This is a genomic window from Ectopseudomonas chengduensis (assembly GCF_900102635.1).
In the GTDB taxonomy this organism is placed as follows: Bacteria; Pseudomonadota; Gammaproteobacteria; order Pseudomonadales; family Pseudomonadaceae; genus Aquipseudomonas; species Aquipseudomonas chengduensis.
In genome coordinates this window covers 324,311-347,943 of record NZ_FMZQ01000002.1, presented here as the reverse complement: position 1 = coordinate 347,943, position 23,633 = coordinate 324,311, and the positions used below count along the sequence as shown (strand labels likewise).

Annotated in this window: 25 protein-coding genes, 1 tRNA gene and 1 pseudogene; 14 read left to right on the top strand and 13 right to left on the bottom strand. The window is 63.2% G+C overall.

Annotation, left to right across the window (positions count from 1 at the left end):
• Positions 1-2 precede the first annotated feature (2 nt).
• Complete coding sequence (locus BLS08_RS06250) at positions 3-590, top strand: NADPH:quinone oxidoreductase MdaB (protein ID WP_003462259.1); 588 nt, start codon at positions 3-5, stop codon at positions 588-590.
• Positions 591-603: 13 nt separating this feature from the next.
• Here BLS08_RS06250 and BLS08_RS06245 read toward each other — a convergent pair whose 3' ends face one another.
• Positions 604-1,461 carry a CAP domain-containing protein gene (locus tag BLS08_RS06245; protein ID WP_090336228.1) on the bottom strand — a complete coding sequence of 286 codons (858 nt, stop codon included), beginning with the start codon at positions 1,459-1,461 and terminating at the stop codon, positions 604-606.
• A 134-nt stretch (positions 1,462-1,595) separates the two neighbouring features.
• On the opposite strand from BLS08_RS06245, the gene BLS08_RS06240 reads away from it, so the two are divergent.
• Positions 1,596-2,687 (top strand): GGDEF domain-containing protein, encoded by a 1,092-nt coding sequence (locus BLS08_RS06240; RefSeq protein WP_338139003.1) that lies wholly within the window; start codon positions 1,596-1,598, stop codon positions 2,685-2,687.
• Between the two features lie 11 nt (positions 2,688-2,698).
• Here BLS08_RS06240 and BLS08_RS06235 read toward each other — a convergent pair whose 3' ends face one another.
• Together BLS08_RS06235 and BLS08_RS06230 are read right to left on the bottom strand one after the other, a co-directional pair.
• Positions 2,699-3,148 carry a hypothetical protein gene (locus BLS08_RS06235; protein WP_003462266.1) on the bottom strand — a complete coding sequence of 150 codons (450 nt, stop codon included), beginning with the start codon at positions 3,146-3,148 and terminating at the stop codon, positions 2,699-2,701.
• A 135-nt stretch (positions 3,149-3,283) separates the two neighbouring features.
• Positions 3,284-3,624, bottom strand: a pseudogene (locus BLS08_RS06230) (hypothetical protein).
• A gap of 167 nt (positions 3,625-3,791) precedes the next feature.
• On the opposite strand from BLS08_RS06230, the gene BLS08_RS06225 reads away from it, so the two are divergent.
• The 3 genes from BLS08_RS06225 to BLS08_RS06215 all read left to right on the top strand — a co-directional run bounded on the left by BLS08_RS06225 (position 3,792) and on the right by BLS08_RS06215 (position 6,289).
• Positions 3,792-4,073 (top strand): peptidylprolyl isomerase, encoded by a 282-nt coding sequence (locus BLS08_RS06225; protein ID WP_003462270.1) that lies wholly within the window; start codon positions 3,792-3,794, stop codon positions 4,071-4,073.
• An 86-nt stretch (positions 4,074-4,159) separates the two neighbouring features.
• Complete coding sequence (locus BLS08_RS06220) at positions 4,160-5,689, top strand: sensor domain-containing diguanylate cyclase (RefSeq protein ID WP_090336225.1); 1,530 nt, start codon at positions 4,160-4,162, stop codon at positions 5,687-5,689.
• Between the two features lie 60 nt (positions 5,690-5,749).
• Positions 5,750-6,289 (top strand): DUF1003 domain-containing protein, encoded by a 540-nt coding sequence (locus tag BLS08_RS06215; RefSeq protein WP_090336223.1) that lies wholly within the window; start codon positions 5,750-5,752, stop codon positions 6,287-6,289.
• A 70-nt stretch (positions 6,290-6,359) separates the two neighbouring features.
• Here BLS08_RS06215 and BLS08_RS06210 read toward each other — a convergent pair whose 3' ends face one another.
• Positions 6,360-7,253 (bottom strand): EamA family transporter, encoded by an 894-nt coding sequence (locus BLS08_RS06210; RefSeq protein ID WP_090336221.1) that lies wholly within the window; start codon positions 7,251-7,253, stop codon positions 6,360-6,362.
• A 139-nt stretch (positions 7,254-7,392) separates the two neighbouring features.
• Between BLS08_RS06210 and BLS08_RS06205 the strand changes: the two genes are divergently transcribed.
• A complete protein-coding gene (locus BLS08_RS06205; RefSeq protein ID WP_017674919.1) occupies positions 7,393-8,127 on the top strand; it encodes a sulfite exporter TauE/SafE family protein in 735 nt (244 codons plus the stop codon).
• A 6-nt stretch (positions 8,128-8,133) separates the two neighbouring features.
• Here BLS08_RS06205 and BLS08_RS06200 read toward each other — a convergent pair whose 3' ends face one another.
• Positions 8,134-8,847 carry an NADPH-dependent F420 reductase gene (locus BLS08_RS06200; RefSeq protein ID WP_090336218.1) on the bottom strand — a complete coding sequence of 238 codons (714 nt, stop codon included), beginning with the start codon at positions 8,845-8,847 and terminating at the stop codon, positions 8,134-8,136.
• Positions 8,848-9,358: 511 nt separating this feature from the next.
• Between BLS08_RS06200 and BLS08_RS06195 the strand changes: the two genes are divergently transcribed.
• The 3 genes from BLS08_RS06195 to BLS08_RS06185 all read left to right on the top strand — a co-directional run bounded on the left by BLS08_RS06195 (position 9,359) and on the right by BLS08_RS06185 (position 11,059).
• Entirely contained in the window at positions 9,359-10,060 is a 702-nt protein-coding gene (locus BLS08_RS06195; RefSeq protein WP_017674922.1) for a YebC/PmpR family DNA-binding transcriptional regulator, read from the top strand.
• Positions 10,061-10,196: 136 nt separating this feature from the next.
• Positions 10,197-10,667 (top strand): NUDIX hydrolase, encoded by a 471-nt coding sequence (locus BLS08_RS06190; protein ID WP_244155364.1) that lies wholly within the window; start codon positions 10,197-10,199, stop codon positions 10,665-10,667.
• 62 nt (positions 10,668-10,729) lie between these two features.
• A complete protein-coding gene (locus tag BLS08_RS06185; protein WP_017674924.1) occupies positions 10,730-11,059 on the top strand; it encodes a DUF2025 family protein in 330 nt (109 codons plus the stop codon).
• 143 nt (positions 11,060-11,202) lie between these two features.
• Here BLS08_RS06185 and BLS08_RS06180 read toward each other — a convergent pair whose 3' ends face one another.
• The 3 genes from BLS08_RS06180 to BLS08_RS06170 are packed head-to-tail and all read right to left on the bottom strand — an operon-like array spanning position 11,203 to position 14,404.
• Positions 11,203-12,105, bottom strand: a complete 903-nt coding sequence (locus BLS08_RS06180) for an FHA domain-containing protein (protein ID WP_090336216.1) — start codon at positions 12,103-12,105, stop codon at positions 11,203-11,205.
• A gap of 15 nt (positions 12,106-12,120) precedes the next feature.
• Complete coding sequence (locus BLS08_RS06175) at positions 12,121-13,599, bottom strand: serine/threonine-protein kinase (protein WP_090336214.1); 1,479 nt, start codon at positions 13,597-13,599, stop codon at positions 12,121-12,123.
• Positions 13,600-13,615: 16 nt separating this feature from the next.
• Positions 13,616-14,404: a PP2C family protein-serine/threonine phosphatase gene (locus BLS08_RS06170; protein WP_090336212.1), complete on the bottom strand. Its 789-nt coding sequence runs from the start codon at positions 14,402-14,404 to the stop codon at positions 13,616-13,618.
• Between the two features lie 143 nt (positions 14,405-14,547).
• Here BLS08_RS06170 and BLS08_RS06165 point away from each other — a divergent pair, with 143 nt between their 5' ends.
• Together BLS08_RS06165 and BLS08_RS06160 are read left to right on the top strand one after the other, a co-directional pair.
• Complete coding sequence (locus BLS08_RS06165; protein ID WP_021490158.1) at positions 14,548-14,958, top strand: GNAT family N-acetyltransferase; 411 nt, start codon at positions 14,548-14,550, stop codon at positions 14,956-14,958.
• A gap of 108 nt (positions 14,959-15,066) precedes the next feature.
• Positions 15,067-16,113 carry a GGDEF domain-containing protein gene (locus tag BLS08_RS06160; RefSeq protein WP_003462306.1) on the top strand — a complete coding sequence of 349 codons (1,047 nt, stop codon included), beginning with the start codon at positions 15,067-15,069 and terminating at the stop codon, positions 16,111-16,113.
• A gap of 4 nt (positions 16,114-16,117) precedes the next feature.
• Here the strand turns inward: BLS08_RS06160 and BLS08_RS06155 are convergent, their stop codons facing one another.
• The 3 genes from BLS08_RS06155 to BLS08_RS06145 all read right to left on the bottom strand — a co-directional run bounded on the left by BLS08_RS06155 (position 16,118) and on the right by BLS08_RS06145 (position 17,559).
• On the bottom strand, positions 16,118-16,444 hold the full coding sequence (locus BLS08_RS06155; RefSeq protein ID WP_003462307.1) for a hypothetical protein: 327 nt from the start codon (positions 16,442-16,444) through the stop codon (positions 16,118-16,120).
• A 141-nt stretch (positions 16,445-16,585) separates the two neighbouring features.
• Positions 16,586-16,661 (bottom strand) — tRNA-Thr (locus tag BLS08_RS06150).
• Positions 16,662-16,716: 55 nt separating this feature from the next.
• Positions 16,717-17,559 (bottom strand): CvfB family protein, encoded by an 843-nt coding sequence (locus BLS08_RS06145; protein ID WP_003462310.1) that lies wholly within the window; start codon positions 17,557-17,559, stop codon positions 16,717-16,719.
• A gap of 240 nt (positions 17,560-17,799) precedes the next feature.
• Here BLS08_RS06145 and BLS08_RS06140 point away from each other — a divergent pair, with 240 nt between their 5' ends.
• Positions 17,800-17,991, top strand: a complete 192-nt coding sequence (locus tag BLS08_RS06140) for a hypothetical protein (RefSeq protein WP_003462311.1) — start codon at positions 17,800-17,802, stop codon at positions 17,989-17,991.
• A 41-nt stretch (positions 17,992-18,032) separates the two neighbouring features.
• On the opposite strand, the gene BLS08_RS06135 is transcribed toward BLS08_RS06140, so the two are convergent.
• Both BLS08_RS06135 and BLS08_RS06130 read right to left on the bottom strand, forming a co-directional pair.
• The gene (locus BLS08_RS06135; protein ID WP_055986666.1) at positions 18,033-19,178 is read right to left on the bottom strand and encodes a PQQ-dependent sugar dehydrogenase; all 1,146 of its coding nucleotides are present in this window, start codon (positions 19,176-19,178) and stop codon (positions 18,033-18,035) included.
• Positions 19,179-19,261: 83 nt separating this feature from the next.
• The gene (locus tag BLS08_RS06130) at positions 19,262-19,963 is read right to left on the bottom strand and encodes a substrate-binding periplasmic protein (RefSeq protein WP_055986674.1); all 702 of its coding nucleotides are present in this window, start codon (positions 19,961-19,963) and stop codon (positions 19,262-19,264) included.
• Between the two features lie 171 nt (positions 19,964-20,134).
• Between BLS08_RS06130 and BLS08_RS06125 the strand changes: the two genes are divergently transcribed.
• Together BLS08_RS06125 and BLS08_RS06120 are read left to right on the top strand one after the other, a co-directional pair.
• On the top strand, positions 20,135-21,112 hold the full coding sequence (locus BLS08_RS06125; protein WP_017674933.1) for a zinc-dependent alcohol dehydrogenase family protein: 978 nt from the start codon (positions 20,135-20,137) through the stop codon (positions 21,110-21,112).
• 284 nt (positions 21,113-21,396) lie between these two features.
• On the top strand, positions 21,397-23,568 hold the full coding sequence (locus BLS08_RS06120; protein WP_021490164.1) for a hypothetical protein: 2,172 nt from the start codon (positions 21,397-21,399) through the stop codon (positions 23,566-23,568).
• Positions 23,569-23,633 lie beyond the last annotated feature (65 nt).

The window sequence follows — 23,633 nt, the reverse complement described above, 5'->3', positions numbered from 1 at the left end:
CCATGAAAAAGATCCTCCTGCTCAACGGCGGCAAAGCGTTCGCCCACTCCCACGGCCAGTACAACAGCACCCTGCACGACGCGGCGGTGGCCTTCCTCGACCGCGCCGGCTTCGACGTCAAGACCACCTTCATCGACGGCGGCTACGACGTGGAAGAAGAAGTACAGAAATTCCTCTGGGCCGATGTGGTGATCTACCAGATGCCCGGCTGGTGGATGGGCGCACCCTGGACGGTGAAGAAGTATCTGGACGAGGTGTTCACCGCCGGCCACGGCAGCCTGTATGCCAACGACGGCCGTACCCGCTCCGATGCATCGCAGAAGTACGGCAGCGGCGGGCTGATTCAGGGCAAGCAGTACATGCTGTCACTGACCTGGAACGCCCCGGTGCAGGCCTTCGAGGACCCGACCGATTTCTTCGAAGGCAAAGGCGTGGACGCGGTGTACTTCCCCTTCCACAAGGCCAACGAGTTCCTGGGCATGACTGGTCTGCCCACCTTCATCTGCAACGACGTGATGAAGGAGCCGAACATCGAGCACGACGTGGCACGCTACGAGCAGCACCTGGCCCAGGTGTTCGGCGTCAACTGAAGCCGGCGCTCACTCATTGCCCGCCGAACAACGCCGTCCAGTAGATGCCGGCATCGCTCTGCGGGTCGTTGGCATAGGCAGCGCCTAGCTCGCTGAACTCCGGGTTCATGATGTTGGCGCAATGCCCGGAGCTGGCGAGCCAGCCCTCGACCACCTTGGCGGTGGTATCCAGCGCCGCGGCGATGTTCTCGCCGACCTTGGTACCGCTGTACCCCGCCAGTTCCGCGCGGTCACCCGGCGTCAGGCCGTCACGCCCTTGATGGGAGAAGAAGTTGCCGTTGGCCATGGCTCGGCTGTGGCTCTCGGCGGCGCTCCCCAGTTCGGCATTCCATACCAGCGGCGCGGTGGCAGCGAAGTGCTGGTCACCGCATTGGCGTGCCTCGGCGCGGGCAGAGTTGATCAGCATGAGCAGACTTTCCCCCTCGGTCTGCCAGGATTGCAGGCGCCCACTGAGCAGCGGCCGTGCCAGCACGATGCGCCAGTCGCGATCCTGCTGGCTGACGCCGATGTCGATGAATTGCGGATCGAGCAGCACGCGGCAGAAACTCTCGCTCAATGCCTGCATGGCTGCCTGCGCATTGCGCGGGCCGGAGAGGGTGATGGCCTGTACGTTAACCAACGGGTAACCAGCCGCGCTCAGCGAATCCTGCAAATCCGCGGTGCCGTTGGCAGGCAGGATCAGGCGTGGATCGTTGGTCAACGGCGGCAGTGGCTCGGAGGCCTGAACGCCACAGCGCTGCACCTCGCTACGATAGCTGTTGATCATCTCGATCAGCGCAAGGTCCTCAGCGGCCTGGGCCGCGCCGCAAATGCCCATCAGCAGCAGCGCCAGCAGGCAGCGTTGCCACCCCCATTTGTCCATTGTTGTCATACCGCCCTCTCCCAACTAACGTCGTGATTCTGACGCAATTTCCGGCGCAGGATCATGGCCGGTTTCCTAATCCCATCGAACGCCCGCGTACACTGGGATCGCGGCCCAACGGCAGGGTTCCTGCATGACGCCCTCTGCCGTCATCGAACAATTTACGCATTTGTCTCTCCCGCTCGAGAACACTGCTACCCGGTTACTTCGCCAAGAACGAACAACATCGCCGCCTGGTCCTCAAAGCCTTGCTATGGATCACCTTGAGCGGCGGTTTGTTCTTCTCGGTCGTCAATCTGTTGCACGACAACTGGCTGCTGGCCGGCCTGGAGATCGGCTATGCCGCGGTGTCGCTGTATCTGCTGACCATCATCGATAAAACACGCAACCTGCAGCTATTGACCGCGGTTTACCTGCTGCCGTTCTTCAGCATCATGATTGTGGCGCTGTCTCAGACCACCACTACCTTCGCGGTGTTCGCCTGGATCCAGACAATTCCGATCATCTGCTATCTATTACTGGGGTTGCGCCTGGGGATGTACGGCTCGATCGTGTTCGTCGGTGTCGGCCTGTTCGTCTTCAGTCAGCGGTTTTCGTCCGATGAATTGCTGCAAAACGTCGAGATCATCGCCAATCTCGGCCTCGCCAGCTTGGCGGTGATGATTTTCGCGCACATCTACGAGCGCAGCCGCCTGCTCAATGAGCAGCGCCTGACCGAGCAGGCGACCACCGGCTCTCTGACCAGCCAGCCAAACCGCCTGAAGCTGGCCGAGGTATTCGAGCGTGAGCGTGCCCATGCGTTGCGCAATGGCACGCCGCTTTCGCTGGTATTCGTCGATATCGACCACTTCAAGCAGATCAACGACCGCTTTGGCCACGAAGTCGGTGACCGTGCCCTGGTTCACTTCGCCAAGGTGCTGGCGCAGCGTTTACGGGTCAATGATCTGTTCTGCCGCCTGGGCGGTGAGGAATTTGCGGTGCTGCTGCCAGGCAGCAAGGCAGCGCAAGCTCGGGAAATCGCCGAAAGCCTGCGCGAACGCCTGGTTGCGCAATCGCTGACGGTGGATGAAACCACGCTGCACATGACGTTGAGCGCTGGCGTGGCCTGTTTCGGGGTAGATGGGCAATCACTGGACGAGCTGATGCTGGCGGCAGACAGGCGCACCTACGCGGCCAAGCGCGCCGGGCGTAACCGGGTGATCACCCGAGAGGACGTAGAACCCATTCTGGGCTGAACGGCTGCGGATCAGACGTAGATGCTGACTCCGCCCTTTTCCTGCAGCCACTGGCGGTAGGTTTCCAGCGAGTCGGTCTGCTGGTCGCCGTTGTAACCGGCGATGCGCACGCTGCCATCCATGCCGGCATCCACCATCTTCTGCACCTGCGCCAGCAGCTTGGCGGCATCGTCGCGATCGAGCTGCGTTACGTCCGGCAATTGAATCACCGAAGGCGTAGTCGGCTGACTGTCACCACTGCGCTGCACGGTATTGCTGGGCTGCGCCGCGCCACCATTCATCGCGCGTAGTAGTCCACCCTCACTGCGCGCCACCACCTGTTTGGCAAAACGCCGCAAGTCGGCAACTGGATCCTGACTGGCCTGACCGTCGGCTTCGCCACTGGACGCAGTCGAGCGATTGTTGAGCTGGCTACCGTAGTAGCTGAGCATGGCAGGCGTGCTGTTGTTGATACTGGTCATGAGGCCTCCGCGAAATCCGTTCGCCTGATGCAAAGCAGATTCCGGGCCAGCCGCTGCAGGCCAGTCACTACGCGGGTTGCACACACATTCGTGGCAGCGACTTGCCACCGCGGGGCAAGGTTTTGCCTGTGCCGGTCACCCCAGCAGATCGACCATCACCGCATTGCTGTAGATCAGGCAGCCATCCTCGGCGCTGTAACCGACCAGATGAAACTGGCCACGCCCCTCCTCGCCGCCAAGGTACACGCGCCATTTGCATTCACTCAGTGGGCCGAAGCCCTCCGGCATGACCAGCTCCAACGTCGCATGTCTGCGTCGATCATCGCGTCCCGGACGCCGCTGCGCTGCAGTTGCTCCTCAGCCTGCTCCAGGCGCAAGTGCTCCGACTCGCTGACATAGAACTGCAGAGTGCCGATAGGGATGGATTTGCTGTCATTGTCGGCCTTGCGCCAACCGTCGATGCTCAGGGTGTTCATCCGCAAGTCTCCTCAGTGAAGCCTGAGTTCAGGGCAGATGCCCACTTACAGAAGATGGGACAAGCCAGACGCCGAAACGGCTCCTGACAGGTGGACGAACGGCCGACCGTTTGCTTGTCGAGGCGATTGCGCTAGGCTCTGCACCTTCATTGATAGGAGGTACTCCCATGGCCCGCGCCACTGCCCGCCACATCCTGGTTGCCAGCGAAGACAAGTGCAACGAACTGAAAGCCGCCATCGAAGGCGGTGCCGACTTCGCCCAACTGGCCAAAGACAACTCCTCTTGCCCGTCCGGCCGTAGCGGCGGTGATCTGGGCTCCTTCGGCCCGGGCCAGATGGTCAAGGAGTTCGATACCGTGGTGTTCAGCGCACCGGTCGGCGTGGTGCAGGGCCCGGTGAAGACCCAGTTCGGTTATCACCTGCTGGAAGTCACCAGCCGTCAGGACTGATCGTGCACGACGGAAGGGCCGCCAGTGCGGCCCTTCTGTTTTCCCAAGCCTTTTCAGCTCCCTGTAGTAGGGCTCTGGGTTTCACCATGAAACGTGGTATTCGGCTCGCGTCCATTCTCCTGGTATTCATCTGCCTGTCGCTGGCGTTGCTGACCGCCTGGCAGGTCTGGTTCTCGCGTGAACGCGCGCTGCAAGAGCTGAACGTGGCCAACCTCAACCTGGCCCAGGCGCTGGACAACTACACGGAAGGGGTCATTCGCCAGTCGGAACTGGTGCTGATCGACTTGGCCGAGCGCATGCAACACAACGGCCCGGCCGTGCACGAACAAGAACGCCTGCAGGCACTGCTGCAGCAGCAGAGTGAAGTGCTTGGGTTGGCCAACGCCATCGTCATCTACGACGAACAGGGCGACCGCCTGCTGGCATCGACCCAGCCGCCAGGACACAATCTCAACGCCGCCGATCGCGCATTCTTCATCCATCATCGCAACGATCCCTCCACCGGCACCTTCATCGGCCCCACCATCAAGAGCCGTATTACGGGTGACTGGGTCTTCACCGTCAGCCGTCGTCTGAACGATGGTGAGGGTCGTTTCGCCGGCGTGGTGGCCGTGACGCTAGGCGTCGAGCACTTTCTGAGCTTCTTCGGCAGCCTGGACCTCGGCAAACATGGCTCGATGAGCCTCTCCACCGGCGACGCCAAACTGCTGTTTCGCCAGCCATTCCGTGAGCAGGATGTCGGCCTGGACTGGTCCGACTCACCCATCCTGCAACAGCTGCGCGAACAACGCGAAGGCACCACCGTACAGACCTCACGTATCGATGGTGTCGAGCGTGTCTATGCCTTTCGCCGCAACGATCGCCTGCCGCTGATCACCGTCGTCGCACTCGGCCGCGAGGACGCCTTGGCAGCCTGGCGCCGCAACGCCGAGCTGTTCACCGCGCTGATCATGCTGTTGCTGGCTGCCGTGAGCATCATTGGCCAATACCTGATCGTCGATATCCGCCGTCGCTCGCGCGCCGAGGCGCAACTGCTCAACGCCCGCGAGGAACTCCTTGATGCCAACGCCCGGCTGGAGGTCCTCGCCTCACAGGATGGCCTGACCGACCTGGCCAACCGCCGCAGCTTCGACCAGACCCTGGAAATGGAAATTCGCCGCGCGCAGCGTCGTGGCTCCTCCCTGTCACTGCTGCTGTTCGATATCGATATGTTCAAGCGTTACAACGACCACTACGGTCATGTAGCCGGTGATGACTGTCTACGTGCCGTGGCAGAGGTGCTCAAGCAGTGCGTACGCCGGCCCGGCGATCTGGCCGCCCGTTATGGCGGTGAGGAACTGGCAGTGATCCTGCCGAACACCACACTTGAAGGGGCTGAAGCCGTCGCCCAAAGCTTCATGCAGAGCTTGGAACAGCGCGACCTGGAGCACCAGGCAAGTCCCTTCGCGAGGGTCACGGTGAGTGCCGGCGTGGCCAACCTGATGGCGGATCAGCGGGACAGCACGAGGCAGGCACTGGCGCTTATCGAGGCGGCCGATCAAGCGCTTTATCGAGCCAAGAACAATGGTCGAAATCGGCTGGAAAGTGCTGGAGTGCATGCTGAACAGCAGAGGTGACAAGGCTCGTGAAGCGGTTCAGCATCGCTTCGACGTCTCTGCCTCGGATGAATGGCCACAATGAGCAACAGCACCCAGCACCCGCTGCAACACCTCGCCCAGAACCTGCTTGGCAAGGCAATCCACGAGCTCGAGCCGGAAGAAAGCCATGTGCTCGAACAGATTCGCCAGCGCCGCCCCATCAGCCGCGATGCCGCCGACGCCTCGGATGAACAATCGTCTTTCGGCGAGAGGCTTTCTGATCGGGTCGCATCGGTCGGTGGCTCCTGGACCTTCATCATCTGTTTTTCGCTGACCATGCTCGGCTGGATGCTGCTCAACACTGACGTGCTGTCGCACTTCGGCATGGCCTTCGACCCCTACCCTTACATCTTTCTCAACCTGATGCTGTCGACCTTGGCGGCCATCCAGGCGCCGATCATCATGATGAGCCAGAACCGCCAGGCGACGAAGGATCGTCTGGCTGCACGCCTGGACTTCGAGGTGAACCTGCGCGCCGAACTGGAAATCATGCGCCTGCACGAGAAGATCGACCAACGCATCCAGCAACGCCTGGATCAGATCCTCCAACGCCTACCGGAACAGCGCCCGCAAGACTGAGACAGTTGTTGCAGGGTGCGCCGTGTGCACCAGGGCGTCGGCAGTATCGGATCACGATTCAGGAAGCGCCCTACGGCAGCGTCGCCTCGCGTCGACGCCAACCATCGAGCAGGCGCCCGCCCCAGACGTTGATCAGCAGCCCGGCCATGACCAGCGCCGCGCCGACCATCTGCAAGCTGCCGAGACGTTCGCCCAGCAGCAGCGCCGAGGAGCTGATGCCCACCACCGGCACCAGCAGCGAGAACGGTGCCACCTGGCTGGCCGGATAACGCGACAGCAGGCGGCTCCAGAGCCCGTAACCAAGAATGGTGGCGCCGAATGCCAGGTAGGCCAGCACCAGCAGCGAGTCCACGCCAAGCGTGCGCAGCGACTGGCTGATCAGCTCCGGCCCTTCCAGCCACAGCGACAGGGCCAGAAATGGCAGCGGCGGTATCAGGCTGCCCCAGACCACCAGGCCGACCAGATTGACCTTGCCCAGCTTGCGCGTGACCACGTTGCCCAGCGCCCACATCGAGGCCGCGGCGATGGTCAGGGCGAAGCCCGCCAGGGTCATCGCCTGCCCGCCCTGCAGACCGATCAACACCAGGCCGCTGGCTGCCACCAGCAAGCCGAACAGATTGCTGCCACGCAGCCGCTCACCGAGAAACAGCGCGGCGAAGAACAGGGTGAAGAACGCCTGCGACTGCAGCACCAGCGACGCCAGGCCAGCCGGCATGCCGACGTACATGGCATAGAAGAGAAAGGCGAACTGCCCCACTGAAATGGTCATGCCATAGGCCAGCATCCAGCGCAGCGGCACCTGCGGGCGACGCACGAAGAGGATCGCCGGAAAGGCTGCGAGCATGAAGCGCAGAGCGCCCATCAGCATCGGCGGCATGCCGTGCAGGCCGACCTTGATCACCACGAAGTTCAGCCCCCAGACGACGATCACCAGCAGCGCCAGCAGCAGATCCTTGGGTGTCATGAGCACGAACCTCGGGTTGAGTGAGCCGGCATTAGAGCAGCCTCACCCCGCAGCAGACAGACACAGAGGCCGAGGAAAAAAGCCACACAGACACTGACGGCTGCTAACCTGCGCGCTTTTGTAGCGTTACGCCAAACCCATGACTCTGCACGATTTCCTTCTGTTCGCCTTGCCCGCGGTGTTTCTCACCGGGCTGTCCAAGGGTGGCTTTGGCGGCGCCCTGGGCGGCATCGCCGTGCCGTTGCTGGCCCTGGCCACTTCGCCGAAACAGGCGGTCGCGGTCATGCTGCCGATTCTCTGTCTGGCCGATGTGGTGGGCCTGAAGGCCTACTGGGGCAAGTGGGATATGGCCAACCTCAAGGTCATGCTGCCGGGCGCGGTGATCGGCATCGCCATCGGCTCGATGACCTTCGGTTTGTTCGACGAACGCGCCATCGGCCTGCTGATCGGCGCCATCGCCATCACCTTCGTCGGGCTCGGTCTGGTGCTTGGCAACCAGGCGCCACGCCCACTGCACAAAGGGCGCGGCACACTGCTGTCGAGTCTGGCCGGCTTCACCAGCTTCGTCGCCCACGCTGGCGGCCCGCCGGTGATGATGCACCTGCTGCCGCAGCAGCTGGACAAGGTGCGCTTCGTCGCCACCATCAATCTGTTCTTCCTGCTGACCAACGCCGCCAAGCTGTTCCCCTACGCGGCGCTGGGCCAGTTCACCCAGGACAATCTGCTGCTGAGCCTGATGCTCGCACCCATCGTCCCGCTGGGTGTATGGAGCGGCCTGTGGCTGCAGTCACGAGTCAACCACCTGTGGTTCTACCGTATCGCGCGGCTGGGCATTCTCATGGCGGGTGTGCAGTTGATCTGGCGTTACCTCTGACGCCTGCTAGGGCTGCAACCCCAGCAGTTCGCGTAACTCACGCGCGGTGGGCATGCGCGCCGACACGCCGCTGTTGAAGTCGAAGGACTTGGCGCTGGCCAGCGGCCCGACGATCACCGGATCGAAGCCGGCATCGGTCACCAGACGCGCTGCCACCTGCAGCGCCGCCTCGTCATCCGCGGCCAGCGGGATGGCCAGTTTCTCGCCGCTGCGATGGGCCTGGCTGCGCAGGTTGTGCGCGGAGATGGCGTTGAACGCGCGCACCAGGCGCACGCCCGGCAGAAACTGCTGCGAGGCCAACCCGGCGCCCATCTCGACCGCTGCCTCGGCCATCGGACCATCGCGCCCCGGTCGTGGGTTGCCGGCGTCCAGCACCACCTTGCCGGCCAGCTCAGTGGCGTAGTCGCGGCCGACCTGCGGCGTCGCAGCATAGGGCACCGCCAACATGATCACCTCGCCAAAGGCCGCAGCCTCACGCGGGGTGCCGACGCGGGCACGCTCGCCCAGCTCCTCGGCCAGCGGCTGCAGGCGTTCGGGATTGCGCGAGGAAATCATCACCTCGTGCCCGGCTTCGACCCACAGCCGCGCCAGTGGGCTGCCGATATTGCCGGTGCCGATGATGCCGATACGCAAGGCGTCCGCCTGCACCAGTGCCGGGGCGCCGCCCAGCAGCACAAGCAGGCCAAGCGCGGCGGCGAAACGGTGAAGTAAACGGGGCATGCTGAGTTCCTCGAGCAAATGACGACGAAGAGCAAGCATAGAAAAACCAGACACAGTGACGAGCAACGATTCGCAACAGGGTGTTGCCCGCCAGCTATGCTTGAAAGGCGATACCGCATTGCAGTCGGCTACATGAGCCGAGGAGGTGGCAGTGACCCGAACGCATCCCCCCAGTCAATGACCTACTTCCCGGAGACACGACCATGAGCAAAAGCATGGATTCACACAAAGAAGGCAAGAAGAAGCCGCTGAAAACGGCGCACGAGAAACGCATGGCCAAGCGCGAGAAAAAGCACGGCCAGACCCTGCTCGGCAGCCACTCACCGGACGCCTGAGCTCCAACCTGCCGGCGCAGCCTCGCTGCGTCGGCACTCCCCTGGCGCAAAAACACCATCCGGGAAATTGCGCGTGCCGCCAGCGCCGCAACGCACTAGAATCCGCAGCCTAAGTGATCGTCCGGCCGCCCCTGCGTGCCGTGACACCCTCTCACCTATCGGCCAGGAGACCCCAGATGGGCGCCCAGTGGAAAGCCAAACCCAAAGAAGCCGCCGCCAATGCCCGAGGCAAGATCTTCGGCAAGCTGGTGAAGGAAATCATGCTCGCCGCGCGTAACGGCGCCGACCCGGACATGAACCCCAAGCTGCGCCTGGCCGTGCACCAGGCCAAGAAAGCCTCGATGCCCAAGGACACCCTGGATCGCGCCATCAAGAAAGGCGCGGGGCTGTCCGGTGAAGTGGTCAACTACGAACGTACCCAGTACGAGGGCTTCGCTCCGCATCAGGTGCCGGTGATCGTCGAGTGCCTGACCGACAACGTCAACCGCACCGTCGCCGAGATCCGTGTGCTGTTCCGCAAGGGCCAGCTCGGTGCCTCCGGCTCGGTCAGCTGGGACTTCGACCACGTTGGCCTGATCGAAGCCACCACCGAAGAGGGCGCCGACCCGGAACTGGCCGCCATCGAAGCCGGCGCCCAGGACTTCGTGCCCGATGACGAGGGCTCGACCCTGTTCATCACCGATCCGACCGACCTCGACGCCGTGTGCAAGGCGCTGCCGGAGCAGGGTTTCACCGTCAACTCAGCCAAACTCGGCTACCGTCCGAAAAACCCGGTAAGCAGCCTGACGCCGGAGCAGATGGAAGAGGTCGAAGCCTTCCTCGAGGCCATTGACGGCCATGATGACGTGCAGAACGTCTATGTCGGCCTGGCCGGCTGACGCTCATTGGGCGCCCTGAACCGGCGCCCATATCAGGCAAGGCTTCAGCCCCTGTAGGAGCCCCGCCCCGGGGCGAAGCTTTGCAACGTGCGTTGTCCGGGTTCGCCAGAGACGCAATCAGTACAGTGCTTGCCCCATGCCAACCACCCTGCATATCGCTGCTGCCTGTCTGTTCGACGAACGAGGCCGGCTGCTGCTCGTGCGCAAGCGCAATACCCGATTCTTCATGCTGCCCGGCGGCAAACGTGAAGCGGGCGAAGACGCGCTGTCGGCGCTCGAGCGTGAGCTGCTCGAAGAGCTCGAATTACAACTGGGCGCAGACGCCCTGCAACCGCTCGGCCAGTTCCAGGCGCCCGCGGCCAACGAGGCCGATACCTGGGTGCAGGCAGACATCTATCGCGCCGCCCTGCACCACGCGGTGCAGCCGGCCGCCGAGCTGGAAGAGCTGCGCTGGCTCGACACCACCCTGCCCCTGCCCGATGACCTGGCACCGCTGCTGCGTGAACAGGTGCTGCCGGCTCTGCTAGGACCGTCGCCAGCGACATCAAGAACCGCTCCCGGCAGTTTCTTGATCCACGACAACGCGGGTGACAACGCCAGCGATTAGGCTGCGCCGATAAACAGAACCATTCGCCTTGCCTGCAAACCCCACAGGAAACGAGGTTTGCCATGAGTATCACGTCCGCCCAGATCTGCCAGGCCGCCGACCAGTTGCAGGGTTTCGTCGGCTACAACGCCAAGACCGAGCAGTACCTGCTGCGTTTTTCCGAAGACAGCTTCGGCCTCGATGTACCGGCCGACACCATCACGCCCACTTGCGAATACGTCTGGCACGCCGACGACGGTGAGCTGATGCGCCTGGATCGCCAGCGCCTGGCCTGGCTGCAGGAACAGCGCATCGATGACCGAGTGAATCTCAGCGAGCCACTGCGCGTCTATCTGCGCCGCAGCGACCTGCCGGAGATCCGTGCGGAGCGGCGACGCCTGATGCCGGCCTGAGATTCAGCGTGTTTCGAGGCATTCGGTGCGCACCAACCCACCGGGACCACAACGGCGGGGTACCCCCGCCCTACGACACGACCGCTACCCCGTAGGGCGGGTGCAACCCGCCATGCCGGTTCTATCGGGTGACGCGCCCCGCCTCAGCCCAATAGCCGCATGGCGACAGCACCGAGGCCTACGCCGATCAGCAGCAGTACGATCCCACCCAGCCACAGCTTGCCCGCACTGGCCGCAGGCGGCGCGGCAAGGGCGGCAGGCTTGGCCTGAGCCGCACGCAGCGGATTGGCCGCCGCCGGCGCTGCCTTGGCGCTGGCACGCGCCGGCTGCGGCACCGGGGCGATCTGCGTGGCGCCGCCAGCGGCCTTGGCAGCCAATGCAGGCGGCAGGTCCGCCACACGCATGAACTGGGTGGCATCCTCGTCGGGCGCATCACTCACGTTCACCTTCGGCCCGATCACCAGCAGCGTCACCGTGCCCATCTTCAACTGATCGCCCGGCTGCAGTACCGCGGTCCTGACCTTCTGCTGGTTGACCAGTACACCGTTGGCCGAGGCAAGATCCTTGACCTCCAACACGTCGTCCTTGAGAAAGAACTCGCAATGCCGGCGCGACAATTCCAGATCGCTGAAGCACAGCTCGCACTTGCTCGAACGACCGAAGGTCATCGAGCCGTGGATATGAAACTTGCGCCCCTGGTGCTCGCCCTGGATCACCTGCAGAAACCAGCGCGGCGCGGCAGCCTCGGGCCTGGCCACACTTTTCGACGGGTCGACCAGTTGCAGCTCGACGGCCCCCAGGCGCAGGCGATCACCGTCGCGCAGTTGAAAGCGTGTACCGACGCGCTGGTCGTTGACCCAGGTGGCGCCCTGACCGGCATCGCTCAGGTAGTAGTAACCGTGATCCTGGCGGATCTCGGCGTGGAAGCTGGCGATTCCGGCGTCGCCAAGCACCAGCTGGTTGCGGCCGTCCTGACCGATGGTCAGGCGTTCGTCGGTCAGCCAGACCGGCGCTTGGCGGTTATCCAGGAACTGCAGTCTGAGCATCGTGGTCGCCTCGGGTCAGTCGAATAGGTTGTTCAGCAAGCGCTTGATCGGGTTCTGCTGGGCCGGCTGCGCGCTGCGTGGGCGGCTCGCCGCCTGACGCACGCGCTGCTCGTGGCTGTCATAAAGGGCCAGCAGCCGTTCGTTGTCCGGCTCGGCCTCGAGACCCTGCTTGATGTGCTCAAGCGCCAGGTTATATTCGCGCCGCGCATAGGCCGCCTCGCTCTGTTCGATGAAACGCTGCGCCACCCGGTTGATGCCGGCCAGGGCCAGCAGGTTGTCCGGTTCCCAGCCAAGCACCTGGCGGAAGTAATGCACCGCGCTGTCGTCCTCCGGCAAGATCAGCAAACCCTCACCGAGGCGTTGCTCGGCCAGGTCGAGATACTGCTGGATACGTGCCTGCAGCACGCGCTGCAGACCGTCGTTGGCCTGCTGGTTGTCCTCGTCCAGGGCCAGCGTCTGGCGAAAATAGTAGTCGGCGTTGTCTTGCGCCGGGGTCAGCAGGTGCCCCTCGCTCAAGCGCGTTTCAGCCAGCGCGAGCAACCCGGCGATGCGCTGCTGCAGCTGCCAGTAGTAGCCACCTGCGCTACTCATGGCTAGCAATAGCAAGCCAAGTAAGGCCCAGGGCAGCCAGCGCCGCCGGGAGGGCCGAGGCGGCAGGCTGACAGCCGGGCTCAGACGGGTCTGATCCTGATCGGCGTCCTGCAGCTCATCGAGGCTGGCCAGCAGCACGTGGCAGTCGGCGAAGCGATCTTCCGGGTCCTTGGCCAGCATGCGGTCGAGTAGCCACTGCAGCTCGCCCAGCGACTCCGGAAGCGGCGGCGCCTCTAGCTGCAATTGATTCATCAGGGTCTGGGTGTAGTTGCCGCCGCGAAAGGGGTTATGCCCGCTGAGCATCTCCAGCAGGATCACGCCCAGGCTGTAGATGTCGCTGCGTGCGTCCAGCGCCTGACACTGCGCCTGCTCGGGGCTGCTGTAGGCCGGGCTGCCGACGGCTATGCCGGACTGGGTCAGTTCGCTGTCGAGCTGCAGCTCCTTGGCCACGCCAAAGTCGCTGAGCACGGCGGTGCCATCGTCGCGAAAGAGGATGTTGCCGGGCTTGATGTCGCGGTGCACCAGGCCCTTGTCGTGTACCAGTGCCAGGGCGCTGGCGATCTGCCGGACGATACGCAGCGCACGCGCCGGCTCCAGGCGCTGGCCCTTGTACTGGGCCAGATCACCGCCCGCCAGGTACTCCATGGCGAGAAAATGGCGGCCGTCGTCCAGTTGGTCGATACGGTAGATGGTGATGATCGAAGGATGCTGCAGGGAGGCGACGGTATGGCCTTCCTTGATGAAGCGCTGGGTGAAGGCTGCGTCCTCGCGGTGCAGCAGCACCTTGAGCGCCACCTGGCGCTGCAGCGCCTGCTCGGTAGCCAGATAGACCTCGGCCATGCCGCCTTTGCCCAGGCGGTGATGAATGCTGTAACCGGGTACGCTGATGGAAGGCTGACTCATGCGGCTCGACTGGCGCTCAGGGTTGAAGGGATTTGAACAGCTTGCGCAGCAGGCCGGGGGTCGGCGCTTCGCGGGGTTCGGTAGTCGGGCCAAGGCCCAGGACGATGCTGCTGATATTGTCTCTGCCGCCATGGCTATTTGCCAGCCCCACCAGTTGCTCGACCATCGCCTCCAGCGTGTCCGCTTCGGCGCAACAGCGCTGGATGGCAGCGTCGTCCAGCTCGTTGGTCAGCCCGTCGCTGCACAGCAGCAGCAGTTCGTCCGGCGCCAGTCGGACCCGCAGCAGACCGACTTCAGGCGCCTGCCCGACCTGCCCCAGGCACTGCAGAATCACGTTGCGGCGCGGGTGCTCACGCGCCTCCTCGGCGCTCATCCGGCCAACGTCGACCATGGCCTGGACCCAGCTGTGGTCGTGACTGAGCTGCTCGATATGTTCGCTGCCGATGCGATAGGCGCGGCTGTCGCCGACCCAGGCCAGTTCGAACTCATTCCCGTCCAGGCGCACGGCAACCAGGGTGCTGCCCATGCCCGCCTCGCCCGCAACGGGCTGCGCCGCCGCTACGATTGCCAGATGGGCGGCCTGCACCGCTGCAGGCAGCTCCTCGCCCTGTTGCACGGCGCCCACCAGTTCCTCCAGCGCCAGGGCACTGGCCACCTCGCCACGCGCGTGCCCGCCCATGCCATCGGCCAGCGCCCACAGCCCCAGATCGGGACGGCAGGCCAGGGCATCCTCGTTATGCGTGCGTACCTGGCCGGCAACGCTCTGCGCAGCGAAGACCACGGATACAGGGGAAGGCTGAGACACGCGGCGAATCCTTGAGCAAAATGCGATTGCCCATGATGCGGCGACGCGGACGGGCTGTCACCGCCCGCAAGGCCGTAAATGCGCAACCGTTAACCAAAATGCGATGCTTAAATAAGTCGCCAGATCCTTCCCGCCTGCCCCCCATGATCACACCGCGCTTTCGCCATCTGCCCCTCCAGTTGCGACCGCTGGTCGACAAGTTCTACCGCGACCACCGCTCGCCGATGCGCAGCCAGGCGGGGGATGAACTGTGGGTGGCGCAAAGCGCCAGCGAGATCGTCGCCGCCCTGAGCCTTCGCCCTATGGCGGGTGGGCAGTGGCTGACCGGCCTGTTCGTCGCCCCTGCGCTGCGACGCCAAGGCGTGGCGGCAGCGCTGCTCAGCCACAGCCTGGCGCTGCATCCCGAGCCCGTCTGGCTGTTCTGTCATCCCGAGCTGCGCAGCTTCTATCAGCGCCTGGGCTTCGAGGACTGTCCAAGCCTGCCGACCGAGCTGGCCGTGCGGCTGACCCGCTATCAGCGCAACAAATCGCTTGTCTCGCTGCGCATCCACTGAGCAGCCTGTCGGTCTGGGCGAAAATACTGGCACTTTGCTCAGGAATGCCCCTTGCCATTAGCGGTCAAAGCTCTGCATGCTTGGTCCATAACAACGAAAAGAAACGCTATGGCTACCCAGACCGCTCGCTTGCTGAAGCGCCTGCGCAACGATTTCCAGCTATCGATCATCACCTTGATGGGGCTGTTCGGGGTCATCGGCATCTCGCCTTATGCCGTCTACCGCCTGCTACATGGCAACTACCTGGTCGGTATCGCCGACACCATCATCGTCTTTTCCACACTGTTCGCCGTGCTCTATGCCTGGGTCACCCGCGACACGGTCAAGCCCGGTATCTACCTGGCGGCCGTGTTCTCTGTCGGCGCCACGCTGATCGCCATCAACCTGGGGGTCAACGGCCTGTTCTGGATCTATCCGCTGATCCTCTTCAACTTCTTCATGGTCACCCCCGGCAAGGCCCTGCTGGCCACTGCGCTGGTGCTGGTCAGCCTGGTCAGCCACGCCCTGCTGGTACCTGGCAGCGTGTTCGAAAGCCACTACCAGATGGTGTCGTTCCTGGTCACCTGCATGATGGCCAGCGTGCTCAGCTTCATTTTCGCCTTCCGCACCCGCAACCAGCGCGACCAACTGCAATCGCTGGCCATTCATGATCCGCTGACCGGCGCCCGCAACCGCCGGGCGATGAACGAAGAGCTGAAGATCGCCATGGCCAGCCATCGCCGCCACAGCGACAGCTACGGCTTGCTGGTGATGGATCTGGATCACTTCAAGCAGATCAACGACCGCTTCGGTCATCACGTCGGCGACCAGGTGCTGGTGGCCTTCGTCGAGCTGATCAAACGCTGCTCACGCAAGGAAGATCGCTTGTTCCGCTTTGGTGGCGAGGAGTTTCTCCTGCTACTGCCCAACACCGAGCTGACGGGCCTGCAGGCGGCGGCGCAGAATCTGCTCAGTTGGGTGGCGCAAGAGCTCAAAAGCCCAGGCGGCGCGGTGACCGTCTCCATCGGCGGCGCCATTCTGCACAGTGGCGAGCACTGGGAAGGCTGGCTGCAGCGCGCCGATGAATGCCTGTATCGCGCCAAGAGCGAGGGGCGCAATCGCGCAGTGATCGCCGATGCCCCGAGCGGCCCAAACAAGACTGCCGCTAGCCACTGAGGCGTCAGCGGCTGCGGTGTTGTTGATAACTACCACTGCCGGGCTGGCGCTCGATGATCAGCCCGCCCGGATATTCGGTGCTCTGGCGAATGCCCCCACGGCTTTCGCTGGAATAGCTGCCATAACTGCTTTCCTGACGCACGCTACCCTGCGGCAGACGCTGGCCACCGTAGAGATTGTGCTGCTGATAACTGGACGAGCCCGAGACGCTGCCACTGGCCCCTGGGCTGACGTAGCTCTTGGGAATGACGCGAATGGTCTGCGGCTGATCGGCGAACGCAGCACTGGCGAACGCCGTCGCCAGGATCAGGACAAGCGAGCGAATGAACATGAGCAACTCCCCTTCGAGTCAGGGCCAGACGTCACGCGCCTGAGCCGAAAATCATCATCACACCGGCTTTGACAGCAACGCGAGGGAATTTTCAGCGCTGATACGACAAAGGGTCAGCCGAAGCTGACCCTTTGCTGGAAATGGTGCCGGAGATAGGAATCGAACCTACGACCTTCGCGTTACGAGTGCGCTGCTCTACCGACTGAGCTACACCGGCGGGAAAACCTCGGCATTATGCGAGTTGCCACGCTCGTGCTCAAGTCGCTGCGACGTCAGCTGTCGAGCAGTTCGATGCGATCGTCGTGGATGCGGATCAGGCCCTGCTTGTAGAGGCCGCCGATGGCCTTCTTGAAGTTGCCCTTGCTGACCCGGAAATGCTCGGAGATCAGTTCCGGCGGGCTCTTGTCACCCAGCGCCAGCACACCGCCCTGCGCACGCAGTCGTTCGATGATCTGCTCGGCCAGGCCACTGGCGGCTTCGTGACCGATGGGCTGCAGGCTCAGGCTGATCTTGCCGTCGGCACGCAGTTCCTTGATGTAGCCCTTCTCGCGCATGCCGCTGCGGATGAACTTGAACAGCTCGTTCTTGTGGATCAGGCCCCAGTGCTTGCCGTCGATGATGGCCTTGAAACCGAGGTCGGTACGTTCGACCACCAGCAGGTCGACTTCCTGGCCGACCTGGTAGTTGGCCGGCACCTTGTCCAGGTGGCGGTCCAGGCGTGCGGTGGCGGTAAGGCGGCGGGTGCGCTTGTCCAGGTAAAGGTAGATCACGCAGTAGTCGCCGATCTGCAGCGGACGCTTCTCTTCGGAATGCGGCAGCAGCAGATCCTTGGGCAGGCCCCAGTCGAAGAACAGGCCGACGCGGTTGATATCCACCACCTTGAGGCTGGCGAACTCACCGAGCTGGATCTTCGGTTTCAACGTGGTGGCGATCAGCTTGTCTTCGCTGTCGAGGTAGAGAAACACGTTGAGCCAATCATCGACTTCGCTCGGCGTGTCCTTGGGGATGTAGCGCTTGGGCAGGAGGATTTCGCCATCCGCACCACCGTCCAGGTACAGACCGAAGTCGGTGTGCTTGACCACCTGCAAAGAATTCATCCGCCCAATCAAGGCCATCGCGTTTCACCTCACCAAAACAGCCGGCCATTCTACCCGAGTTAATCCGCGACCGGGCCGACGTCGTAGCGAATCGACGGCCGGTCGAATGGTGGTGTAAGTGACTGGGAAACAAGCCATAAGTTGCCGCGAAAAGCTGGCCAGGCGCAGCCTTATGCTATTCAACTGGGCGATTAACCAAGCAGAAAGGGGCTGCTTGAGGCATAATGGCCGGCCGCCCTTCTGAAAGAGATCAAGGTCATGGCCACCCTGCGCGTGAAGTCCTCCTCCAGCAAAGTCAGCAAACCCGCCCCAGCCGTGGAAACCCGCGAGTCCATCGAGGCGCAGATTGCTGCCTTCCTGCAGGGCGGTGGCGAGATCCAGCAGATCGCCAAGGGCGTCAGCGGCCAGACTTACGGCGGCACGCGCCAGATCACCATCAGCAAGAAGTGATCGCCTCGGGTGCGCATCGCGCACCCAGCCTCTCTCCAGCTTTACTCGCTCGCCAGCCCCAGGCGCAGCAACTGCCCTTTCGGCGCATCCGTCAGCACGTAGATATAGCCGTCCGGCCCCTGCCGTACGTCGCGCACCCGTGCGTTGAGCGATTGCAGCAGACGTTCCTCATGGACGATCTTGTCGCCATCGAGCTGCAGGCGAATCAGCGCCTGACCGGAAAGTGCGCCGATGAACAGGTTGTGCTGCCAGGCCGGGAAACGCTCGGCATCGTAGAAGGCCATGCCGCTGATGGCCGGTGATTTTTCCCAGACGTGATGCGGCGGCTCGGTACCAGCCACGGTTTTGCCCTTGGCCTCGGGAATCGCCAGCATCGAATAGTTGACGCCATGGGTCGCCAGCGGCCAGCCGTAGTTCTTGCCTGCCTCGGGAACGTTGATTTCGTCGCCGCCACGCGGACCATGCTCATGGGTCCACAAGCGGCCACTCCAGGGATTGAGCGCTGCACCCTGCTGGTTGCGATGGCCGTAGGACCAGATTTCCTCACGCGCGCCGTCGCGGCTGACGAAGGGGTTGTCCTCGGGGATGCGCCCGTCCGGGAAGATGCGCACCAGCTTGCCCTGCAGCTTGTCGAGGTCCTGCGCGGTGGGGCGATTGTTGTTGTCGCCCAGGGCGATGAACAGATGGCCATCGCGGTCGAACACCAGGCGCGAGCCAAAGTGCGTGCCACTGGACAGCTTGGGTTGTTGGCGGAAGACCACCTCGAAGCCTTCCAACGCCGTGGCGTCAGCCGACAGCTTGCCGCGCCCGACAGCCGTACCTGCCGCGCCGTCGCCCTCCTCGGCGTAGGACAGATAGACCAGGCGGTCCTCGGCAAAGTCAGGCGACAGCACCACGTCGAGCAAACCGCCCTGGCCGACGGCGAAGACATTGGGCACGCCGCGCAGCGGCTGCGACACCTCGCCCTCGGCGCTTACCCGGCGCAAGGCACCTGGCCGCTCGCTGACCAGATAACCCTGGCCATCCGGCAGAAAGGCGACGGCCCAGGGGTTGGCCAGACCTTCGGCGACGGTGTGAACGTTCAACGGCCCCAGTTCGGAGCTCAGTTGCCGGTCTTCGGCAAAGCTGTACTGATAACCGAACAGGGCGAGCAGACCGAGGGCTGCGAGGGGTTTCAGGCGCGGCATCGTGGCGTCTCCATGCGTCAGACAAGCGGCCATAGTGCAACAGCCCCTGAGCCGTGGCAGCCCCACAAAAGTTTCCTCAGGTTTCAGTCCGTCAGGTAGCGCTGCTCGATACGCTGGTATTCGCCGCTCTCTCTGAGCATACGAAGACCCTCGTCGAAACGCCGACGCTGTTCGTCCCGGCGAAAGCCGACACGGTATGGCGTCGGTGGGAAAATATCGAACCAGGCCAGTGGCTGGGTGACGTCGACCTGATCATCCACCTCGCGGTCCAGGTAGCGAATGATGCGCCTGTCGCCCACCACCACATCGGTGCGACCGCTGTAGAGCAGACGATTGCGATTGATCTGCAGCGCCTCCTCGCGATAACGCGGATTGTTCATGGCCATGCGCTCGAACTCTGGCCCCATCAGCAGTCGAGCACGCTGAAAGGCGCTGACCGCGTACTGGCCGAGGTCGGCGATCTGCTCGATGCGATAACCGCGCTTGGCCAGCGCCACCGCCACGTTCTGGTAATGGATGTAGACGTCCGAATAGAAGGCCTGCACGCCACTGCGCTCGTGAGTGGTGGTAATGGCGTCGATCTCGCCGCGGCGCAGCATCAGGTGCAAGCGCTCTATCGGCGCGTAATAGGCGGTCACTTCAAAACCGGCGTTGTGCGCAGCACGCTCCACCAATTCATATTCCAGGCCACGCGGCTCACCTTCGTAGACATAAGGCGGCTTGTGCGTGCCAAAGCCGACATGCAGCAGCTCGGCCGCAACCGTCAGGCTCAGGCATGCCAGCATCGCCCCCAGCCACCATCTGAGCATCTTCTACCCCACTATCGGTCCCGCCAGAGCATAGCCGCCTGGCCGCCTTCATAACCAGAGTGGATGCCGGCCGATTCATTCCGCTTTGCCCTATCGCGGCTAGACTGGCTGCACGCATTCTGCGCCTGCCTTCAGGAGATCAAGACCATGCTCAAAGCCGAATACCAACAACGCGGCCCGGTGCCGCAGGACGTGATCAGCGCGGTGCCACTGCAGTTGCCGGAACCCGCTGCCGGACAAGTGCGGGTCAAGGTACTGGCAGCACCGATCAACCCGTCCGACGTGCTGACCCTGACCGGCGCCTACGGCATGCTGCCGCCACTGCCGGCCGTGGGCGGCAACGAAGGCGTCGGCAAGGTCGAGGCGCTCGGTGAAGGCGTGAGCAACTTCAAGGTCGGCCAGACCGTGCTGCTGCCGGTCGGCTGCGGTACCTGGGTCACGGCTCTGAATGCGCCAGCGGAAAAACTCATCCCGCTGCCGGATGCCGACCCGCTGCAACTGGCCATGCTTACCGTCAACCCACCCACGGCCTCGCTGCTGCTCAGCGAATTCGTCGACCTCAAACCGGGCGACTGGGTGATCCAGAACGCCGCCAACTCCGGCGTCGGCAGCTACCTGATTCAGCTGGCCAAGCTGCGCGGTTTCAAGACCATCAACGTGGTACGCCGTGATTCGGCCGTTGCCGGCGTCGAGGCCGAGGGCGGTGATCTGGTGCTGGTGGACGGACCGGACCTGGCCAAGCGTGTGCGCGCAGCCACTGGCGGCGCCGAAGTACGCCTGGGGATCGACGCGGTCGGCGGCGTCAGCACCGACAACCTGGCCGCAGTGCTGGCCAACGGCGGTGTACTGGTGAACTACGGCATGATGAGCGGCCAGGCCTGCCAGGTCTCTCCCGCCTCCTTCGTGTTTCGCGACGTGACCCTGCGCGGTTTCTGGCTGGCCAAGTGGTTCCAGCAGGCCAGCCCGGCGCAGCAGATGAAGGTGTTCGGCGAACTGGTGCAACTGATCGCCAGTGGCAAGCTGAAGACCCGCGTCGCGGCGACTTATGACCTGGAGCACATCAAGGACGCCGTGGCGGCAGCCGCCAGCGGCGAGCGTGACGGCAAGATTCTGCTGGTGCCCTGAGGCTGACAGCGCGCCCTGCCTCCGAAGTGCACCCGGCGCCCCTTCTCCCATGGGGCGCCCTCTCTCCTACCGCCCCCAGCAGCGCACTGCCTGGGGCGAGTACGCCCTGTGCAGGGCAGTACCACTGCCATTCGCCTGCTTATGCGCAGCGCGAAGCTGCTCAGCCAAAGCAGCTCATATCTGTGAGGAATAAGGCAAAGTACTTTTTTCCGTGCTAGAACCTATGGGGTTGGTCATTTTATGGCCAATGGCCAATACCCCACTGACTCGCCGGACTGTCACTGATGAAAACTAAAAAAGACGCCGTAGCCCCCGCAAAGGAAGCCACCCTGGCCGATATCGCCGACAACCTGCTGGCACCGCCCGCGCTGCCGGGGCACAGCGTTAGCGGCGAGCAGTATCTGTATTTCACCGAACGCGATATCGAGCGCATCCTCGATAACCTCGATGGCCTGCGCAACATGGTGTTCCCGCTGGGCGAGCCGCTGGACGAAGGCGAGTCGAGCCGTATCCAGCAATTTCCTTCGGTGTGCCTGATCGGCCTTGGCCGCTGCGGCTCGAACATCGCCCTGGACGTCGCCTCCCTGGTCTACAACGCGCGCCAGTTCTATCTGGAAGAGTTTCACAGCGAAGCCACTGCCACCATCGAGCAGGCCTCACGCCCCAGCCGCTGGATTCGCAGCAACCTGCTGCGCGCGCCGCGCAAGAGCAGCAAACCGGTATTCCTGATCGAGCCGCTGGTGATGCTCGGCGACCTGGACAAGGACATCGCCGGGCGCATCCGCTTCTCGCGCAAGGGCGAGATGAGTGGGTTTCTCGACGATTACAGCAAGATGAAGATCATGGACCTGTCCGAGGTGCATGCCGGCGGTGCCGGCAACGCGCCGATCCTTGGTCAGTATCTGGCCAAGATCATCCTCAACAAGGACACCCAGCGCTTCTCCAACGAAGACTGGAAGTTCATCCACAGCTACCTGATCGACTCCTGCGGGATCAAGGCCAACCAATCGCGCTTGTACTTCTATATCTTCAGCGCCGGCGGCGGCACCGGCTCGGGCATGGCCTCGGAGTTCGGCCTGGCGCAGCAGTTCGCCTACATGAGCAAGACCTTCGATAGCAAAACGCCGGACGATGGCGAGGCCGAGCGCGAACGTGGTTTCGTCTTCGAACCGATCTTCACCAGCGGCATCTGCATCCTGCCGAACATTTCCGACCAGCGCAGCGAGATGTCCGAAGCCCTGCACATCAATGCCGGACGCCTGCTGTGCAAGTACCTGGCCGAGGAATGGGACTTCTCCTACAACTTCGACAACGAGCAGAACAGTGCCGAAAGCGTGATGCGCCGCATCCGCCCGTGGAACGCGATGATGCTCATTTCCAACGACATCATGCGTTACGCCGAGGAAAGCGGTGACGGCAGCATCCACAACATCGACGTGACCGCCATGGAGCGCCACGCCAACCAGTACATCTCGCAGCAGATCTTCAACATCCTCACTGCCCAGGCGGTGACCAGCGACTACGACCAGAACTACTTCCGCCGCGCCGGCATCGACATCGGCGAGACCATCCGCCTCGACGCCAACGACCTGTTCATGAGCCTGGCCGGCCCAGTGGCCGTGGCTTATGCCGAATCCGTGGTGCCCGAACAGCATGCCCAGCTGTCGGAGAAATTCCGCGTACTGGACAAGGAACAGAGCCCGCCGCGGCTGAACATCGACGACCTGTTCTTCCGCTCCATCGACCTGCCGCACTTCAACAAGGTCACCCAGGCCATCGAAGGCATCAGCCTGCTGCCGATCGAGTCCAAGCGCTATCGCCAGGCGCTGGAGCAATACAAGTCCAGCGGCTACGACGCCACGCAACTGAGCGACCTGCATTTCTTCAAGAACTGCTCCTCGGTGGTGTCCATCGTCTCGCTGCCCAAGGACTACAAGCTGTCCTACATGGACCTGAACCGCCTCAAGACCCACCTCAACAACCTCTTCCCCAACACCACGCTCAAGCGCTACGCGCTGGTGATCGGCGCCTCGGCCAACCTCTCGCTGACCACCCTGATCGTCAAGAGCCCGTGCCTGTCGGACGACTTCCTGACCCTGATCGTCGCCTACATCAAGCGCTGCTTCGCCCGCGACCAGTACCGTTTCGACGACAGCCTGGACGACGCCATGCTCGACTTCATCGTCTCCGAGCGCTTCAACGAAGCGCAGCTCGACGCCATGCTCAACGAGCACGAAGACCCGGCGAAGATCCTCGACACCAACTGGTATGCGATCAAACCGATGTACGAGAAGAAGTACCGCGAGCTGATCCACGACGCCGAGAAGTTCGTCTCGATCAACGACATCCGACTGACACGCGAAAGCGTCAAACAGGCGATCAAGTACCTGCGCGAAATCTATCGCCACCGCATCGGCAAGACCCGGGTGATCTCACTCAACGATTACGGAAAATAGGTGGTACGGGCGTGCCTGTGCTTCACTGACTAGGGCACTCATACTGCCGCAAAGCGGGAGATGGC